This is a genomic window from Frankia sp. AiPs1 (assembly GCF_023716945.1).
Taxonomy (GTDB): domain Bacteria; phylum Actinomycetota; class Actinomycetes; order Frankiales; family Frankiaceae; genus Frankia.
In genome coordinates this window covers 26,691-44,699 of record NZ_JAMQQF010000009.1, presented here as the reverse complement: position 1 = coordinate 44,699, position 18,009 = coordinate 26,691, and the positions used below count along the sequence as shown (strand labels likewise).

Below are 18,009 nucleotides of genomic sequence, written 5' to 3'. Positions count from 1 at the left end.
GGGCCCAGCCGCAGCGCGGCGACGCGGCGGCCCAGCGCGGCGAGCAGGTCGTCGCGGATCGCGGCGTCGACGACGAGCCGGCTCGTCGCGGTGCAGCGCTGCCCGGCCTGGGCGAAGGCGGCCGCGACCAGCGTGTCGGCGGCGAGGTCGAGGTCGGCGTCGGCCAGCACCGCGGTGGCGTTCTTCCCGCCCATCTCGGTCTGGACCCGCAGGTTGCGCCCGGCGACGGTGCGCATGATGTTCAGGCCGACCTCGTTGCTGCCGGTGAAGGTGACGGCGGCGAGGCGGCGGTCGGCGAGCAGGGGTGCGGAGATGTCGCGGCCGCGGCCGGTCACCACGGACAGCGCGTTCGCGGGCAGGCCCGCGTCGAGCAGCGCGTGGGCGAGGTGCAGGCTCACCAGCGGCGTGTCGGTGGCGGGCTTGAGCACCACCGCGTTGCCGGCGCCGAGCGCCGGGGCCAGCTTGCGGGCCGGGGTCAGCAGTGGGTCGTTCCACGGCGTGATGGCCAGCACGATCCCGACGGGTTCGTAGCGTACGGCGGTGCTGGTGTTCGGCCGGCCGTCGGGCAGCTCGTAGCCGTGGGGCGAACGGGCCATGCTGCCGTAGTACTCGAAGAAGTCGGCGGCCTTGGCCACCTCGCCGGCGGCCTCGGCGAGGGTCTTGCCCATCTCCAGGACGAGGTCGCGGGCGATGTCGGCGGCCCGTTCGCGCAGCAGCCCGGCGGTGCGCAGCAGCACCGTGCCGCGGTCGAGGGGCCCGGCGGCGCGCCAGGCGCGGGCACCGGCCTCGGCCGCGTCGTACGTCCGCGCGATGTCGGCGCCGTCCAGGGCGGGCACCCGGGCGACGACGTGGCGCAGGTCCGCCGGGTCGAGCACGGGGATCCAGGTGTCGTTCGCGCCGGCGTCCCAGGCGCCGGCGACGAGGACGGGACGATCGTTTGTCGTGGTCACGCGGCCACTCCATCCGAGTTCAGGTCGTGATCCGGGTTCGGGTCGGGGGTGAGGTCCAGCTCCCATGCGTCGGCGACGCTGCCGCGGTGCATCGTGGTGAGCAGGCGGTGCACCGGGGCCGTCGCCATCGGGACCGGGTTCGTGGGGCGCGGGAAGTCGCGGATGGTCTCGGCGGCCATCTGCGCCAGCAGGTCGGCCCGGATGCCGACCGCGTCGAGCGAGCGGGGCAGCCCGAGGCGCCGGGCGAGGTCGTCGACCCGCTCGGCCGCCGCCCGCAGCCCCGTGTGCTCGTCGGCGGTGACGGCCCGGGCGATGTGCGCGGCCAGGGCCTCGGGCACGTCGCGGTCGTAGGCCAGGCAGTAGGGCAGCGCCAGCGCGCAGCTCGTCCCGTGCGGCATCGGGGCATGCCGGGCGATGACGTAGGCCAGGCTGTGCCCGAGCACGACGCCCGCGTTGAGCGCCAGCCCGGCCAGGTGCGAGGCGTACAACACCCGCCCCCGGGCGGCCCGGTCGCCGTCGAGTGCTGCGGGCTCGAGGCTGACGGTGAGGATCCGCACCGCCTCGGTGGCCACCGCCAGGGTCAGCGCCGTGCGGGTGGTCGACAGCATCGACTCCACGCCGTGGGCGATCGCGTCCATGCCGGTCGAGGCCACCACCGCCGCGGGCAGGTCGGCCACCAGGTCGGCGTCGAGGACGGCGACGAGCGGGACGAACTGGGCGCAGCTCACGATGCGCTTCACCCCGCCGATCGTGATCATCGAGATCCGGGTCGCCTCCGAGCCGGTGCCGGTGGTCGTCGGCACGAGCAGCAGCGGCGCCACCGCAACCGGCGGCTCGACGACCCCGACCCAGTCGGCGATCGAGCCCGGGTTCGTCGCGAGCAGGGCGACGGCCTTCGCGAGGTCGAGGGCACTGCCGCCGCCGACGCCGACGACGGCCGTCACCGCGTGGGCGCGGGCGGCGTCGGCGGCCCGGGCGACGACGGTGTCGGTGGGTTCGCCGGCGACGTCGTCGAACACCGTCACCTCGAATCCGGCATCCGCCAGGCCGCCGACCACGGTGGCGAGCAGCCCCGCCTCGGACACAACCCGGTCGGCGACGACCAGCACCTGCCCCGGGGCCACCCCCCAGGAGCGCAGGGCCGCCCCCGCCGTGGCGGCGGATCCCGCTCCGGTCAGCACCTGCCGGGGGGCGAGGAAGGCCGGCGCGCCGGTACCGGTGAGATCTAGCAGCACGTTGTCCTCCGATGGTCTCCAGGTGGCCGGCACCGGGCCGGGACGGCACGGGGGCCGGGGCTCACGAGAGCCGGCCCCCCGGGTCGGGTGGTGGCGTCAGGGCGGCCACGACCTCGGCGCCGAAACGCCGAACGCTGTCCATGGCCGCGGCGAATCCGCCGCCGGGCAGCACGACGCCGGCCCAGGTCACCCCGACGTCGCGTAGCCGGGCCAGCTCGTCGAGGCGTTGCGCCGGCGACTGGTCGTTCGCGAGCACGCCGGCCGAGGTGGGGGCGAGGACGTCGATCTCGGCCAGGGTGCGTCCGCGGGCGTGCAGGCGGCGCTCGAGCTCGCGGATGCGGGCGGCGAGCTCCTCGGTGGAGGTGATCGACGCCGTGCGCGCGCTGCGGGCGAGCTGCGGGGAGCCGACGAGCGCGGCCCAGCCCTGGCCGAAGCGGGCCACCCGGTCGAGGGCGAGGCCGCTGTTGCCGCCGAGCCACAACGGCGGGTGCGGGCGCTGCACCGGCCGGGGGAGCATCGCCTGCCCGGCGGCGTGGAAGTGCCGGCCGGTGTGCTCGACGACGTCCTGCGTCCAGGCCTTGCGGATGACCTCCACCGCCTCGTCGAACAGCTCGTTGCGTTCCTCGGCGGCCACGCCGAGGGCGGCGAACTCGGAGCGCAGGTACCCCGTGCCCAGCGCGAAGATCGCCCGCCCGCCGGAGAGCACGTCGACGGTGGTCATCGACCGGGCCTGCAGCAGGGGATTGCGGTACGGGACAACCGCCAGGTGCGTCATCAGTCGGATTCGCCGGGTGGCGGCCGCGCAGAAGCTCAGCGCCGCGAACGGGTCGAACGTCTCGTGCCCGCCCGCCGCCAGCCACTTCGCACTGGGCGCCGGATGGTCGGTGAACGCCAGCGCGCCGAAGCCGAGCTCCTCCAGCGTCCGCGCGAAGGTCGCCACGTTGTCCGGGTCCAGCCAGCCCTCGGCCGGGTCGCTGCGGACGTTGTACTCGGCCATGAAGCGCATCACGGCCGGCCCTCGGGCCTGGGCGCCGGGTCGACCGGCTCGACCGGCTCGGTGGGGTCGGTGGGGTCGGTGGCCTCGCCCATGTCGAAGTCGTACTGCAATGGGATGATCCGCTCGTAGGCCAGCAGCGCGAGCGTCTCGTGGGCGCCGCCGTGGGCGGGGAAGCGGCCGGTGAGGCGCTGGCGGTCGCGGACCGCGGTGAGCCCGGCGAGGACCTCGGCCGCCGGCTGCGCGCACAGCAGGACGTGCAGCACCAGGTCCTGCTCGCCGGTCTCCACCGGTTCGAGCTGCAGGGTCCCGAGCAGCCCGGGCAGCTCGTACAGGTCGTCGCGCTGGGTGCGCTCCCACCAGTCCAGCGCCGCCGGGCGCCCGCCCGGACCGGCCCGCCCGATGCTGACGACGACCCCCTGGTGGGCCAGGTGCGGGACCGCGTCGGCCGAGACGTCGATCGACGGGCGGGTGTGCGCCGCCGTCAGTCGCCACCAGCTCGTGAAGACCGGCCGCCCCTGGATCCAGAAGCGCCCGGCCCGGGTGATCGCGCGATCGGTGTCGCGCCAGCCGGCGAACGCCTGCTCGGACATGAAGTCGAGCGGGCCACCGAACAGGTACATGGTCGCGTAGGGCGGCTGGCCGTGGGTGAGCTCGCCCGCCAACGTTCCGGGCGTGGCCCGGGTGACCGGGGTCGCCACGTAACGTCGGCCGGCGACCACGTCGGCCTTGGCCACGTGCTCGGGCAGGTGATCCAGGTCGTACCAGCGGTTGTACTCCTGGGTGTATCGCGCCGGGATGTCCAGCAGCGCGAGTGCGAGACCCGTGATCTTCACATCGCCCCTCTGTCCCGGCCTCTGCCGGCTCGTTCAATATCCCTACATCAGCTTACGGAGCTCATTCATCTAACTTTATTGCCCGGATGCTGTCCACCGATGCCCGGGGACGCCGCCGGACCGGGGAGGCCCGGCGCCTGTCGGCGGGTGCCCGCGCAGGGGCCACGCCTGGGCCGCGGACGCGGTTCTGATCGGACGACCTGTCGGCGATACGCGATCCGGACCCCGGCAAGGCGTCGACCCGGGGGGCGTATCGTGATCATGGATGTCGCCGTCGTGGATGTTGTGACCATGGCCGTCTGGTCGTGGTCGTCGTGACCATGGCCGTCGTAACCATGGTGGTCGTGGTCGTGGTCGTGATCGTGATCGGGGACGTCGTGGTCGGGGACGTCGTGGTCGGGGGCGTCGTGGTCGGGGGCGTCGGGCTCGCGTCCGACGGCGCGGCGCGGTTCCGCGGAACCTCATGATCATCAAGGTGATGACTCGGACTGAGGCATCTCCGCTTCACCGATGACGCACGGTGTGCAGATCGCCCGGCGGGAGTCCCGGCCGGGCGGTGGCCCGCAGATGCAGGAGGTTGATGACCGTGCGCCCGGTCCCCAGCGTCGTCAGCCTCCTGCAGTTGCCGGCGCAACCAAGACAGGCACCGGCCAACGCGGTGCCCCGCACGCCACCCCTTGATCAAAGTAGGTGTGTGCCCAGCCAGCCCGGCCCACCCGGCCTGGCCCGGCTCGGCTCGGCTCGGTTAGACCCGATTCGGCCCGGCCCGGCCCAGCCCGGCTTGGGCCGCTTCCCCGGATCGGCGTCGCGGACGCCCGGGCGTCGATGACGGAGAGTCGACTCGAGCGTGCAATTCTGTGATTCTTCTAACCGTTTGATCGCGCCGGTCTCGCCGGGTGGCGAGGCGGCAGGCTCTAAGATGGTCCGGGGGATCGCGCGTCACCGGCGCGGTTCGGCAGGCGGCACGGCGCGGCCCGGGTGGCTCCACTGCGGTCGTTACCGACGCTAATCATGTAGAATCCATAATTCCGCTAAATAATTTTCGCCCAGGTCGGCTCCGGACGCCGCGGCTGAGCCCCGTTCGCGGGCAGGCGCCGGTGGAGCCGCAGAGACGAGGGATGACGGCTGTGACGACCGCCGGTATTCGGGTACCCAAGGCGGCTGAGCTCGTGGCTGCGACGATCCGCCGGCAGATCATCACCGGCGAGCTCCTCGAGAACCACCTCCTGCCGTCCGAGTCGGCGCTCATGGAGCAGTTCCACGTCAGCCGCCCGACGCTGCGCGAGGCGTTCCGCATCCTGGAGTCGGAGTCGCTGATCACCGTGCGGCGTGGCGTGCACGGCGGGGCCCGGGTGCAGATCCCCAACGGTGACGTCGCCGCCCGCTACGTCGGCTACGTGCTGGAATACCGCGGGACCACGATGGCGGACGTCTACCGGGCCCGGGCGGAGGTGGAGGCCCCACTGGCACGGCTGGTCGCGGCCTCGGCGACGCCGGAGAACATCGCCCGGCTCGAGGAGTGCCTGGCCAAGGCCGAGACGCACCTGGACGAGCCCTCGGCCTTCATCGTGCACGACGAGGAGTTCCACCGGCTGATGGCGGAGCTCGCCGACAACCAGACCCTCGCCGTCATGCTCGACATGATGTACCACATCGTTGGCACCGCCCGCCGGCGCTATGCGATGAACGTCGACCAGGGGCAGACCCGCAAGGAGACCGTGGAGGTGCACCGCAGCCACGTGCGCCTGGTCGACCTGATCAAGCGGGGCCGCCCCGACCTCGTCCACCGGTTGTGGCTGCGGCACCTCGACGAGGCCACCCGCCACTACCTGGAAGGCCCGCTGGCCACCACCGTCGTGGAGATGATGAGCTGAGCTGCTGAGCTGCTGAGCTGCTGAGCTGCTGAGCTGCTGGGCCCGCGGGGCTGCTGGGCCCGGCCGCGCCTGTCTCGGCGGTGGGCCCCGTCCGCGGCCGGCGGACCGGGCCCACGATCGAGGGTCAGGCGGAACCGGTGGCGGGGGAGTCCGGGGAGCCGGGAGCGGGTTCGACGGAGCCGAGGTAGGCGGCCTCGAGCTGCTGCGGGTCCCGGGCGAGCGCGGCCGCGTCGCCGCGAAGCGTGACGTCGCCGTGGACCAGCACGATCGCCCGGTCGGCGACCTCCAGCGCCAGGTGCACGTGCTGCTCGACGAGGACGACGACGGCGCCGGTGTCGTCGGCGATGCGCCGCACGACCGGCAGCAGCTCCTCGACGATCACCGGGGCCAGGCCCATGCTCATCTCGTCGACGAGCAGGATCCGCGGGTTCTGCACCAGGGCGCGGGCCACGGCGAGCATCTGCTGCTCCCCGCCGGACAGGGCGCCGGCGTTGACCGACAGGCGTCGCTTCAGGGCCGGGAACAGGTCCAGCGCGTCACCGACGCTCGGCCCTCCGCGGCGGCGGGCGATCGTGAGGTTCTCCCGGACCGACAGCCCGGCGAACAACGCCCGGTCGTCCGAGACCAGCACCATCCCGGCCCGGCTGGTCGCGGCCGGTCGGGCGTTCGCCAGTGGCTGCCCGTCGACGAACACCTCCCCGCCCAGTCGCGGCAGCAGGCCGGCGAGGGTCGTCATCAGCGTCGTCTTGCCGGCCCCGTTCGGACCGAGGACCGCAAGCACCGAGCCCCGGTGAAGATCGAGGTCGAGGCCGCGGACCACCGGCACCCGCCCGTGGCCGCAGATCAGGCCGCGGGTGCGCAGCACCGCGGTCCCGGCGGCCGCGCCCGGGTCGCTCCCGGCCGGATCGGGGCCACCGGAGTCGAGGGAGTCGAGGGTCGTCGTCACACTGGCACGTCCTCTGCGTGGGTGCTGCCCAGGTAGGCCGCCGCGACGCGGCGGTCGGAGCGGATCTCGGCGGGTGGTCCGGAGGCGATGACCGACCCGAAGTTGATCACCTCGATGCGGTCGCAGAGACCGAGGACCAGGCTCATGTCGTGGTCGATGAGCAGGATGGTGACGCCGCTGTCGCGGATGTCGCGCAGCCGTTCGCCCAGCCACTGGCTCTCGGTCGTGTCCAGGCCACCGGCCGGCTCGTCGAGCAGGAGGACCCGCGGCCTGCCGGCCAGGGCCCGGGCGATGGAGATGAGCTGGCGCTGCCCCTGGGACAGCTCGCCGGCGGGCCGGTCGCGCACCTCCGAAAGCCCCAGCAGCGCCAGGGTGGCCTCGATGTCGCCGTGTGCGCCGCCGCCGTGTGTGGCGTGGCTGTGTGCGGCGTGGTCGTGTGCGCCGTGGTCGTGTGCGGCACCGCCGTGTGCGCCGTCGCCGCGGCCGCGCAGCGCGGTGGTGCCGACGCTGACGTTCTCCGCGACGGAGAGGTCCTCGTACAGCTCGATGGCCTGGAAGGTGCGCCCCAGGCCGGCGCGGACGCGCTGGTGGGGGGCCAGGCGCTCGACGGGCGTGCCGGCGAGTTCCACCGAGCCGGCGCAGGAGACGAAGCCGCTGATCGCGTCCATCAGCGTGGTCTTGCCGGCGCCGTTGGGGCCGATCAGTCCGACGATCGCCCCCTCGGGTACGGCGAAGGAGACGTCGTCGACGGCGACCACGCCGCCGTAACGGACGGTCAGCCCGCGCACGGTGAGCACGTCGGGCCCGAGCACCGGGGCGGGGCGCACCGGGGCCGGGTGCGTCTGGGTGGGCACCGGGGTGGCCTGCGAGCCCAGCGCCGGCGCGCCGAGACCGCGGCGGCGGCGACGGTCGGCGTAGGAGTGCACCGGGCCGACGATGCCCTCCGGGTTGAGGACGACGGTGAGGACGACGCCGACGCCGCTGAGCACGTCGTACCACAGGCCGGTGGAGAAGATCTTGTCGATGATCAGGTAGGACAGCCCCTCGACGGCGAGGAAGCCCGCCAGCACGCCGCCGGACACCGACGTGATGCCCGCGATGTACACGGTGGTGAACAGGGCCAGCCCGGAGAACGCGCTGACCGGGTCGAAGGTGATGTTGCCCTGCTGGTAGCCCACCAGGCAGCCGCCGATGCCCGCGATGAACGAGGCGATCGCGAATGCGACGATCTTGATGCGGGTGACGTTGATGCCGGCCGCGGCCGCCGAGCGCTCGTTGGCCCGCACGGCGAGCATCTGCGAGCCCAGCCGGCTGGTGCGCAGCCGGGCCACGGCGACGGCGGTCAGCGCGAGCACGATCAGGCACAGCAGGCCGAAGCGCACCCGGGGATACGACGGGCCCGAGCCGATGCCCAGGTCCCAGCCGAACAGTGACGGGCTGGGGACGTCGACACCACTGCTGGGCACGATGTCGCTGTTGCGGAACCAGATCGCCTCCAGCGCGTAGGCGAGCGCGAACGTCACCACGGCGACCGTCAGCCCCCGCACCCGCAGCGCCGGCAGGCCGATGACCACCCCGAGCACCATCGCGAACAGGGCCGCGACCAGCGGCGCCACCGGGAACGGCAGGTGCCAGTCGTGGGTCAGCGGGCCGACGAGGAACCCGGCGGCGCCGGCGAGCGGGAGCTGGGTGAGCGAGACCTGGCCGGCGTAGCCGGTGACGACCACCATCGACAGCGCGATCACCCCGAACACCAGGCTGGTGATGAGCGCGGTCAGCCACTGCCCCTGGAGCACGACCAGCCCGATGACCGCGAGGGCACCGAAGACCAGCAGGTTCAGTCGGATGTGGTTCGGTCGGGGGGCGCGGCCGAGCGAGCTGAGGATGACCGCCCCGCGTTCGGGCAGCGCGCGGGCGCGGGCGACCAGCACGATCAGGATCAGGATCAGGGGGATCAGCTCGGGCAGCCCGGAGGAGGGCAGCCAGTGGTGCAGGGTCTCCAGGTGCTGCGTCTCGGACTGGAGCATGCCGATGGCCAGGCCGCCCACGACCGCGGGGACCAGGTACTGGAACCGGCCGAGGATGGCGGCGGCGAGCGCCGGCACGATGAACAGCGTGTAGGCGACGGGCACCAGCGGCACGATCGGGGCGATGAGGATGCCGGCGAGCCCGGCGACCAGCGCGCCGATGATCCAGTTCAGGGCGGCGATGCGGTCGGGGGAGATGCCGCTGAGGTAGGCGCCCTTCTCGGTCTCCGCCGCGGCGCGGGTGGCCAGGCCGAACCGGGTGAACCGGTACAGCGCGCCCAGCGCCAGCGCGACGGCGAGGATGGTCAGCCCGAAGTAGACGCGGTCGGAGGCGATCCGGAACGACCCGTGGGTCCAGAGCTTGGACGGGTAGATCGGCTCGACGGACAGCGGGGTCGTGCCGAGGCGGGCGGCGGTGAGCCCGGTGAAGACCACCGACACGCCGATCGACGCGACGGCCCGCGCCACCGGCGGTGCGGTCCGCAGCGGCCGGAACACGACCAGGTACAGCAGCAGCCCGAGCACGCCGGTGATCGCGAGGGCGAGGGCCATCGCGGGCGCCAGCCCGAGCTGTGCACCCAGGTCGACGGTCTTCGGCAGCCCGGGGATGAGGATCATGAACTTGCCCTGTCGTAGCAGGGCGTAGGTGTAGGCCGCGTAGAGGGCGAGCCCGCTGGTCGCGAAGTTGACGACCCCCGAGCTGCGGTAGGTCACCACCAGCGCGAGGGCGAGGGCGGCGAACACCGAGCCGTTCCCGATGCCCAGGCACAGGAAGACCAGATGCTGAACCATGTCCGTCCTTTCGACGCGCACCCCGGGTCGGCCGGGGCACGCCGGCGCCGGGCAGCGGGCTGCGGGAGTCGGCGCGGGCAGGCGGGGGTGATGGGGAGACCGCAGGAGCCGGGACTGGTCGACGCCGCCCGCGGATAGCTATGACTGAGTTAGAGGAATTTACCGCATCTTGTGGGATGAGTCACGGAGATCCTCTGCGGGGTCGACGGAGGTCGGCGCGTCTGACCAGCGAGTACGCTGCCGCGACCGTCCGTGCTCGGCAAGATGAATCAATTCATCTGACTGAAGCGTAGGATCGGAGCATCTCATGATCAGAACATCTCATGATCAGGACATCTCGTGATCGGAACTTCGGTCGCGCTGAGATGATGTTTCCCGGCGCGGAGGTGGGCCCGCCCTCGGGGGTGGCGACTGTCCGTGCTCACGGGGCTCCCGACGGACGGGGGTCGGTGCGCCGAGTGAGCGTCCGGCTCGCGGGGTCGGGTGGGCGCGCGCTTGTCTTCGGCTGGCGAACTAATTAGTCTAATTATCCAACGGAAACCGGGGTTGTGGGGCCGTGGCGCGGCCCGCGCAGCGGCGCGGCCACCGGCTCCCGGCCCGGCGCGGGCGACGAGCCGCGGTGAAGCGGCCTGGCCACGGCGACGGACGCCGAGGCGCGTCGCGAGCCGGGGAAGAGGAGATCATGACAGGCATCATGGAAGGCATCCAGGTCGTCGAGCTGGCGGCGTGGACCTTCGTACCCGCCGCCGGCGCCGTGCTCGCGGACTGGGGTGCCGATGTGATCAAGATCGAGCATCCCGAGACGGGCGACCCGCAGCGCGGCCTGATCGCCTCCGGGATGCTCGCCGGCCTCGACGGGGTCAACCATCTCATCGAGCAGTGCAACCGCGGCAAGCGCAGCATCGGGCTCAACGTCGCGACCCCGGACGGGCTCGCTCTGCTCTACAAGCTGGTGGAGGGCGCCGACGTCTTCCTCACCAACCTGCTGCCGGACTCCTGCGAGCGTCTCGGCGTCGGAGTCGAGAAGATCAGGGAAGCCAACCCGGACATCATCTACGCCCGCGGCCACGGGCAGGGCGCGCACGGCCCGGATGCCAACCTGGGCGGCTACGACGTCGCCTCCTACTGGGCCCGCGGCGGGATCGCCTACGCCCTGGCGTCGCCGGATTCCTACCCGCCGTTCATGCGCCCCGCGTTCGGCGACTACACCTCCGGCTTCAACCTGGCCGCCGGGGTGGTCGGGGCGCTGTTCCACCGTGAGCGCACCGGCACGGCCAGCACCGTCGACGTCTCCCTGCTCGCCTCGGCCATGTGGGGGATGTCCCTCGACGTCGTCGGCTCCAAGATCCTCGGTCAGCCGACGATGCAGCGTTTCGACATCACCGAGATGCCGAACCCGCTGACGAACGTCTACCGGACCGGTGACGACCGCTTCCTGTGGTTCTCCCTGTTGCAGGCCGACCGGCACTGGCCGGAGTTCTGCGCGGCGCTCGAGCGCCCGGACCTGCTCGCCGACCCCCGCTACGTCGACGCGAAGGCCCGTTTCGACAACCGCCGGGAGTGCATCGCGGCGATCCGGGAGGCGTTCGCGGCCCACCCGTTGGCCCACTGGGAGGAGCGGTTCAGCAAGATCGAGGGCGTCTGGTCGGTGGTGAAGTCCCCGCTGGAGCTGCACGACGACCCGCAGGTGCAGGCCAACGGCTACGTCACCGAGGTGACCAACGCCGCCGGGATCAGCTACGCCCTGGCCTCGACTCCGGTGCAGTACGACGACCGGGTGCCGGCGCTGAGCCCCGCGCCGGAACACGGCGAGCACACCGAGGAGATCCTGCTCGAGCTCGGCCTCGACTGGGAGCAGATCATCGCCCTGAAGGAGAAGTCGGCCATCCTCTGACCGCGCCGGCAGCCCGGCGACTCCGGGCAAGTCCGGCGACCTCCGGCAGCCCGGCGCCCCCCGGGAGCCCGCAGACTCCGGCAGCCCGCAGACCTGCAGTTAGGAGAAACAGCGTGCCCACGCAGATCGGTGACCGGCTCCGGTTCGGGCCGACGACCCTGCCCCCCGTGACCGAGGTCGAGCGGCAGTCGACGGTGGTGGTCTCCTTCGTCACCACGCCGGCGGCGGCGGCCCACCTCCTGCCACCCTGCTTCGAGCCCGCGCCACGCCCGGTTCTCAGCGTCACGTACCAGCAGTTGGAGAACGTCGACTACATGCGGGGGCGGGGTTACAACCTTGTCAACGTGGCGGTGACGGCGGTGCTGACCACCGCCGGCGAGCCGCTGACCCGGTCCTGCCCGGTGGTCATCTGGGAGAACAACACGATGCCGATCATCGCGGGGCGGGAGCTGCACGGCAATCCGAAGATCTACGGCGACGTCTCCGGCCTCACCCGCGACGCGGACACGGCCGCGTGGGACTGCCGTGAGTACGGCACGCTGCTGCTGCGCGGCGAGGTCGGTGAGCTGCGCCCGCTGCCGGCCGACCGGCTCGCCCGGGTGAACCGGGCGTCGGTGGACTCGGAGATCTTCGGCTGGAAGTCGATCCCCGGCCGTGACGCCCCGGACGCCGACTACCCGACCCTCATCCACGGCTCGACCTCGTTCGAGCAGGGCTGGAGCGGGGTGGGGCGGGTCGAGTTCGCCACGCCGACCGACGACCAGGCCCCCTACTCCGCGGTGGTGCTGCGGGCGCTGGCCGCGGTCCCGCAGGTGGAACCGCGCCCGGCGTTCGTCGGCGTCGGCACCGCGAAGCTGTTTCGCAACCGGACCGAGCGGCTGGCCTGACCGGCCGACGGCCACCCCTGACGCACCGCGGCCCCCGTCTCCACCCCTGGAATTCCAGGGGTGGAGACGGGGGCGCGTCGGCGTGCGTACCGTCAGGAACGCGGGAAGCGGTACAGGGTGCGCGCGTTGTCCTCGACGATCTTGGCGACCTCGTCGTCGGGGATGTCCTTCATGAGGTCGGCAGCGATCTTACGGCTGTTGGGCCAGGTCGAGTCGGAGTGCGGGTAGTCGATCTCGAGCATGATCCGGTCGATGCCGATCTCGTGCCGGTTGCGCAGGCCGCTCTTGTCCTCGATGAAGCAGCCCCAGAAGTGCTTGCGGAACAGGTCGGACGGCCGGGTGTCGAAGTCGATGTCCTTCTGGTACCAGCGGTGCTTCTCCCAGGTCTGGTCGGTGCGCTCCAGGATGTAGGGCAGCCAGCCGATGCCGCCCTCGGACAGCGCGAACTGCAGCTTGGGGTGGCGCTGCAGGACGCCGGAGAACAGCAGGTCGATGGTGGTCCACATCAGGTTGGTGGCGAACGAGGCGATCGCCACCGCGAACGGCGCGTCTGGCGCGGTCAACCCGCCGGGGACGGGCTTGGCCGCCGCGAAGGAGAACCCGGGCACGAAGGACCCGGAGCCGAAGTGCAGCGAGACCGACACGTCGGTCGCCTCGCAGACGTCCCACAGCGGTTCCCAGTGGTTGCTGTGGAACGAGGGCAGGCCCAGCGGGACGGGGCTGTCCGGGAAGGACACCGTGCGCGCGCCCTTGGCCGCCGTCCGCTCGACCTCGGCGACGCAGGCCGCGACGTCCCACACCGGCAGCAGGGCCAGCGGGATGTAGCGGTCGGGGGCGGCGGCGCACCACTCGTCGACCATGAAGTCGTTCCAGGCCTGGATGCAGGCGAGCGCCAGCTCCTTGTCCTGCGCCCGGTGGAACACCCCGCCGGCGAAGCCGGGGAACGACGGGAAGCACAGGGCGGCGTGGACGCCGTCGACGTCCATGTCCTTCAGCCGCGCCACCGGGTCGTAGCAGCCGGGGATCATCTCCTCGAAGCGCATCGGGTCCACGCCCCAGTCCCGCGGCTCGCGCCCGGCGACGGCGTTGAGGCCGATCGTGGGGAACACGACGCCGTCGTAGACCCAGACGTGCTTGCCACCCTGCTCCTCGATCCGCGGTGTGCGACCGTCGAACTTCGAGGGGAGTCTGTCCAGCCAGACCCTGGGGTGTTCCACGAGGTGGTCGTCGACGGACACGATCTGGTGACTGTCCCGCAGCGGCATGGCTTCTCCTCCTATACGGCTGTAACCGACGTTACATCAGTCCGTGGACTCGGTGTCAGATTTCCGGCTCCGGGCCGCTGACCTGCGGGTTTGGCGCGGACGCCCCGCGGCCGCCGTGCTCCTGCGCCGTGCCCCGTGACCGGGTCGTCGCCCCGTGGCCGGGTCGTCGCCCTGCGATCAAGTACCGGCCTGTAGCCGGATCGTCGCGGCGTGCGCCGGCGGGGGGCGAGTCCGGCGACGGGCGGGGTCGGCGCGCCCGTCTCCATTTTGCTGATTTACCTCAGTCGTATCCTTAAGCTATATTCCGCTGGCGCGCCGGACCTGTGTGCTGCCCGGTGCGCGTGGCCATCCGCGCAGCACGCACATGTGGGGAGGACGTTCGGATGCGATCGCGCACTCGATGGCGACAGCGGGGCGTTCTTGCGCTCGGGATGTCGGCGGCACTGATGGTCAGCGCAGCGGCCTGCGGTTCGAGCGGCGGGTCCAGCTCGGGCTCGACGGGCTCGACCGACTCGGCCGCCGCGCAGTCCCTGGGGCCGGCGAAGCCCGCCACCGGCGATGAATTAAAGATCGGCTTCATCACCGACGGTTCGGGCACGACGCTGGACAACTCGACCGAGGTGGCCGCGGCGCAGGCCGCGACCTCCTATCTCAACGACTACCAGGGCGGGGTCGCCGGCCACCGGCTGGCACTGACGGTCTGCGACACCAAGCAGACGCCCGCGGGCGCCACCGACTGCGCCAACCAGCTCACCGCCGCCAAGGTCCCGGTCGTGCTGATGAACAACTCCGGCAACGTCACCCCGGTGTTCAAGGTGCTCAGCGCGGCCAAGGTTCCGCTGGTGCTCGACATCAACGGTGACGAGTCCACCCTCGGTGCCAAGTCCGGCGCCTACATCCTGGTCAGCCCGCTGACCGCGGCGCTGGCCGGGCCGGCCCAGGTCGCCAAGGACGCCGGGGCGAAGAAGGCCGCGATCTTCGTCCTCGACGTGCCGGGCGCGACCGGCCCGGTGAACTCGCTGGACAAGATCTTCTACGCCAAGGCGAACGTCGGCCTGACGATCCAGCCGATCCCGCCGGGCACCGCGGACACGACGCCGCAGGTGCAGACCGTCCTCGGTGGCAAGCCGGAGCAGGTGAACCTCGTCGGCGACCCGACGTTCTGCACCGGCGTGCTCAAGTCGCTCAAGACGCTGGGCTACACGGGCAGCATCGTCCTGCAGTCGCAGTGCGTCAGCCCGGGGGCGGCCGCCGGCATCCCCGGCGGTTACGACGGGATGAAGGTCGTCAGCGGTCAGACGACGAACGTCGCCGACCCGGAGTACAAGCTGTACCTGGCGGCGATGAAGAAGTACCAGTCCGACACCGACCCGACCGCCAAGAGCCTCACCGCGGGCGGCTGGGTGGTCACGCTCGGCTTCAGCCGGGCGATGGCCGGACTGACCGCGCCGATCACCTCCGCCGGGGTCGAGAAGGCGCTCGCGACGATGCCGAAGACCAAACTGCCCCTCGGCGGCACCGCGACCTTCCAGTGCGACGGCAAGCAGGTCTCCATCACCCCGTCGGTCTGCTCCACCGGCGGGCTCGTGCAGACCCTCGACAGCAAGGGCAAGCCGACGTCGGAGCAGCCGCTCGACGTCTCCAGCGTCCTGCCGTAGCCGACCGGCGACCTGCGCCGAGCGAGGACGCCGAGCGAGGACGCCAAGGCCGGTCGGGGTGTGACGATGAGCCCCGGCCGGCCGCCGGGCGAGCGAGGGACTGGGAGGGATCGAGGGACATGGATTTCGAGTTCACCGAGGACGATCGCGCGTTCGGCCGCCGGTTCGCCGACCTGCTCGACGAGAAGCTGCCCGCGGACTGGCAGGGCTTCTTCGCCGAGGACCGCGAGGCCCTGGCCTTCACCCGCGAGTTCTGCCGCGACCTTGGCCGCGACGGCCTGCTGACGGTGAGCTGGCCGCGGGAGTACGGCGGCCAGGAGGCCGGGCTCTGGAAGCAGACGCTGTTGCGCGAGCTGATGACGGCCAGCGGCGAGCCGCGCGGACCGCAGTACATGAATCTCAACTACATCGGTCCGCTGATCATGAAGTTCGGCACCGCGGCGCAGAAGGCCCGTTTCCTGCCGCCGATGGCCCGCGGGGAGGTCATCTGGACCCAGGGGTTCTCCGAGCCGGATGCCGGCTCCGACCTCGCCGCGCTGCGCACCCGCGCCGTCGACCACGGCGACCACTTCGTCGTCACCGGGCAGAAGATCTGGTCGAGCTACGCCGACTCGCCGGCGGACTGGAACCTGCTGCTCGTCCGCACGAATCCCGACGCCGGCCGGCGCCGGGGCATGTCGGTGCTGCTCGTCGACATGACCTCGCCGGGCATCACCGTGCGCCCGATCGAGAGCATGGGCGGCTGGCACGAGATCAACGAGGTCTTCTACGACGAGGTCCGGGTGCCGCGCGACTGCCTGCTCGGCCCGCTCGACGAGGGCTGGGGGGTGATCGGTTCGGGGCTGACGCTCGAACGCATCGGCATCCCCCGCTACGCCCGCGCCCAGCGCGTCGTCGAGCGGCTGTGCGACCACGTCCGCGAGACCGGCCGCGCCGGCGAACCCGACGTCCGCCAGAAGCTCGCGGACCTGCGGGTGCGCTGCGAGGCGGCGAAGCTGCTCGCCTACCGGGCGATCTCGCTGGTCGCCACCGGGGCCAACCCGGCCGCCGAGGCCTCGACCGCCCGCATCCACGCCACCCTGCTCGAGCAGGCCGTCGGGCAGGTGGGCCTGGAGATCCTCGGCGCGAGCGGGCGGCTCGGTTCCCCCGCCGAGGACCACGCCCCGCTGCACGGGCTGGTCAAGCAACAGTGGGTGCACAACATCCCGGCGACGATCGGCGCCGGGACCCTGGAGATCCAGAAGAACATCGTCGCCCAGACCGCCCTCGGTCTGCCGCGGTCGCGCTAGGCCCACGACAACGCGCTAGGCCCACGACAACGGCAGAAGGAGGTGCGGGTATGGATCTGACGCTGAGCGGCGAGCAGCGCCTGCTCGCGGACACGGTGCGCGACCTGGTCGAGCGCGAGTGCCCGCCGGATCTCGTCCGCGAGATCGAGAAGTCCGAGCGGGGCTACGGCGACGGCCACTGGAAGACGCTGGCCGGCCTCGGCCTGACCGGCCTGCTGCTGGGCGAGGAGTTCGGCGGCGCCGGACAGGGCGTGCTGGACCTGGTGGTGGCCGCCGAGGAACTCGGGCGGGGCGCGATGCCCACCCCGCTGTTGGCCTCGGCGGTGTTCGCCGCCACCGTCATCGACCTCGCCGGCAGCGCGGCCCAGCGAGCCCGGTGGCGGCCGGCGATCGGCGCCGGCACGGCCATCGCCACCATGGCCGTGCTGGAGCCGGGCGCCCGCGACGAGTGGGGCGCACCGGACGCCGCCCTGACCCCGCACGGCGCCGGCCACCGGCTCACCGGCACGAAGATCCTCGTTCCCTACGCGCACGTCGCGGACGTCCTCGTCGTCACAGTGAAGGTCGCCGGCGTGGCGGTCGCCGGCTCCGCCCCGGGCGCCGGCTCGGTCCCGGCCGCCGACGCGTCCACTCCGGGCGCCGACGCGTCCACTCCGGGTGCGGGTGTCGCTGCCGGCGCCGGTTCGGGCGGCGGGCGCGGCCTCGTGCTCGTCGATCCTGGTGCGCCCGGGGTGACCCTGCGCCGCCAGCACGACGGCGGCGGCGAGCCGGTGTTCGAGGTCGTCCTGCGCGATGTCGAGGTGAACGCCGAGGATCTGCTCGGCACGCCGGCGGTGGCCGGCCCCGCCCTGGCCGTGGCGCTGGACCGGATGACCGTGGCGAGCACGGCCTACGCGATCGGCGGGGCGCAGCGGGCCCTGGATCTCAGCGTCGAACACGCCCGCAGCCGCCGCCAGTTCGGCCAGCCGATCGGCGCCTTCCAGTCGGTGGCGCACCGCTGCGTCGACATGCTCACCGACGTGGAGGCCTGCCGCTACCTGTGCTACCAGGCCGCCTGGAAACTCGACGCCGCCTGGAAACTCGACGCCGCCGGAAAACTCGACGCCGCCGGGAAGGTGGATACCGCCGGGCGGCTCGACGCGCCGGGCGCGGCGGACTTCGAGGTCGCGGCGGCGAAGTCGTTCGCCAACGACGCGATCCGCCGGGTGTTCACCCACGCCCACCAGGTGCACGGCGCCATCGGCTTCTCCATGGAACACGATCTGCAACTGCACTCCCGGCGAGGCAAGACCTTCGAGCTGAGTTACGGCGGATCGACGTGGCACCGGGAACGCGTCGCCCGCGCCCTGCGCCTTTGATCAT

Annotated in this window: 14 protein-coding genes; 7 read left to right on the top strand and 7 right to left on the bottom strand. The window is 72.2% G+C overall.

Annotated elements, in window-relative coordinates:
* The 4 genes from ND748_RS02725 to ND748_RS02710 all read right to left on the bottom strand — a co-directional run.
* The coding region (locus tag ND748_RS02725) for an aldehyde dehydrogenase family protein (RefSeq protein ID WP_251743810.1) at positions 1 to 950 on the bottom strand (950 nt) is incomplete at its 3' end.
* Entirely contained in the window at positions 947 to 2,185 is a 1,239-nt protein-coding gene (locus tag ND748_RS02720) for an iron-containing alcohol dehydrogenase (RefSeq protein ID WP_251743809.1), read from the bottom strand. The genes ND748_RS02725 and ND748_RS02720, both read right to left, overlap by 4 nt.
* Before the next feature lie 61 nt (positions 2,186 to 2,246).
* Positions 2,247 to 3,182, bottom strand: a complete 936-nt coding sequence (locus tag ND748_RS02715; RefSeq protein WP_251743808.1) for an LLM class F420-dependent oxidoreductase — start codon at positions 3,180 to 3,182, stop codon at positions 2,247 to 2,249.
* An 8-nt stretch (positions 3,183 to 3,190) separates the two neighbouring features.
* Positions 3,191 to 4,015, bottom strand: a complete 825-nt coding sequence (locus tag ND748_RS02710) for a hypothetical protein (RefSeq protein WP_251743807.1) — start codon at positions 4,013 to 4,015, stop codon at positions 3,191 to 3,193.
* Between the two features lie 320 nt (positions 4,016 to 4,335).
* Here ND748_RS02710 and ND748_RS02705 point away from each other — a divergent pair, with 320 nt between their 5' ends.
* Both ND748_RS02705 and ND748_RS02700 read left to right on the top strand, forming a co-directional pair.
* Positions 4,336 to 4,482 carry a hypothetical protein gene (locus ND748_RS02705; protein ID WP_251743806.1) on the top strand — a complete coding sequence of 49 codons (147 nt, stop codon included), beginning with the start codon at positions 4,336 to 4,338 and terminating at the stop codon, positions 4,480 to 4,482.
* Positions 4,483 to 5,133: 651 nt separating this feature from the next.
* Positions 5,134 to 5,889, top strand: coding sequence for a FadR/GntR family transcriptional regulator (locus ND748_RS02700; protein ID WP_251743805.1), 756 nt, complete (start codon positions 5,134 to 5,136; stop codon positions 5,887 to 5,889).
* Between the two features lie 124 nt (positions 5,890 to 6,013).
* On the opposite strand, the gene ND748_RS02695 is transcribed toward ND748_RS02700, so the two are convergent.
* Together ND748_RS02695 and ND748_RS02690 are read right to left on the bottom strand one after the other, a co-directional pair.
* Positions 6,014 to 6,835, bottom strand: a complete 822-nt coding sequence (locus ND748_RS02695; protein ID WP_251743804.1) for an ABC transporter ATP-binding protein — start codon at positions 6,833 to 6,835, stop codon at positions 6,014 to 6,016.
* Positions 6,832 to 9,654 (bottom strand): branched-chain amino acid ABC transporter permease/ATP-binding protein, encoded by a 2,823-nt coding sequence (locus ND748_RS02690; RefSeq protein ID WP_251743803.1) that lies wholly within the window; start codon positions 9,652 to 9,654, stop codon positions 6,832 to 6,834. The genes ND748_RS02695 and ND748_RS02690 overlap by 4 nt, the downstream gene beginning before the upstream one ends.
* Positions 9,655 to 10,336: 682 nt before the next feature.
* Between ND748_RS02690 and ND748_RS02685 the strand changes: the two genes are divergently transcribed.
* On the top strand, positions 10,337 to 11,548 hold the full coding sequence (locus ND748_RS02685) for a CaiB/BaiF CoA-transferase family protein (protein WP_251743802.1): 1,212 nt from the start codon (positions 10,337 to 10,339) through the stop codon (positions 11,546 to 11,548).
* 113 nt (positions 11,549 to 11,661) lie between these two features.
* Positions 11,662 to 12,435: an acetoacetate decarboxylase family protein gene (locus ND748_RS02680; protein ID WP_251743801.1), complete on the top strand. Its 774-nt coding sequence runs from the start codon at positions 11,662 to 11,664 to the stop codon at positions 12,433 to 12,435.
* Positions 12,436 to 12,527: 92 nt separating this feature from the next.
* Here ND748_RS02680 and ND748_RS02675 read toward each other — a convergent pair whose 3' ends face one another.
* Positions 12,528 to 13,700, bottom strand: a complete 1,173-nt coding sequence (locus tag ND748_RS02675; RefSeq protein WP_044884936.1) for an amidohydrolase family protein — start codon at positions 13,698 to 13,700, stop codon at positions 12,528 to 12,530.
* A gap of 383 nt (positions 13,701 to 14,083) precedes the next feature.
* On the opposite strand from ND748_RS02675, the gene ND748_RS02670 reads away from it, so the two are divergent.
* From ND748_RS02670 to ND748_RS02660, 3 genes are all read left to right on the top strand, one after another.
* Positions 14,084 to 15,358 carry an ABC transporter substrate-binding protein gene (locus ND748_RS02670; RefSeq protein WP_251743800.1) on the top strand — a complete coding sequence of 425 codons (1,275 nt, stop codon included), beginning with the start codon at positions 14,084 to 14,086 and terminating at the stop codon, positions 15,356 to 15,358.
* A gap of 119 nt (positions 15,359 to 15,477) precedes the next feature.
* A complete protein-coding gene (locus ND748_RS02665; RefSeq protein WP_251743799.1) occupies positions 15,478 to 16,647 on the top strand; it encodes an acyl-CoA dehydrogenase family protein in 1,170 nt (389 codons plus the stop codon).
* 50 nt (positions 16,648 to 16,697) lie between these two features.
* Entirely contained in the window at positions 16,698 to 18,005 is a 1,308-nt protein-coding gene (locus ND748_RS02660) for an acyl-CoA dehydrogenase family protein (RefSeq protein WP_251743798.1), read from the top strand.
* Positions 18,006 to 18,009 lie beyond the last annotated feature (4 nt).

Coding starts and splice junctions, on each gene's coding strand:
- ND748_RS02700 (WP_251743805.1), top strand. CDS start 5,134: ATGACGGCTGTGACGACCGCCGGTATTCGGGTACCCAAGGCGGCTGAG.
- ND748_RS02705 (WP_251743806.1), top strand. CDS start 4,336: ATGGCCGTCGTAACCATGGTGGTCGTGGTCGTGGTCGTGATCGTGATC.
- ND748_RS02670 (WP_251743800.1), top strand. CDS start 14,084: ATGCGATCGCGCACTCGATGGCGACAGCGGGGCGTTCTTGCGCTCGGG.
- ND748_RS02715 (WP_251743808.1), bottom strand. CDS start 3,182: ATGGCCGAGTACAACGTCCGCAGCGACCCGGCCGAGGGCTGGCTGGAC.
- ND748_RS02665 (WP_251743799.1), top strand. CDS start 15,478: ATGGATTTCGAGTTCACCGAGGACGATCGCGCGTTCGGCCGCCGGTTC.
- ND748_RS02675 (WP_044884936.1), bottom strand. CDS start 13,700: ATGCCGCTGCGGGACAGTCACCAGATCGTGTCCGTCGACGACCACCTC.
- ND748_RS02685 (WP_251743802.1), top strand. CDS start 10,337: ATGACAGGCATCATGGAAGGCATCCAGGTCGTCGAGCTGGCGGCGTGG.
- ND748_RS02690 (WP_251743803.1), bottom strand. CDS start 9,654: ATGGTTCAGCATCTGGTCTTCCTGTGCCTGGGCATCGGGAACGGCTCG.
- ND748_RS02660 (WP_251743798.1), top strand. CDS start 16,698: ATGGATCTGACGCTGAGCGGCGAGCAGCGCCTGCTCGCGGACACGGTG.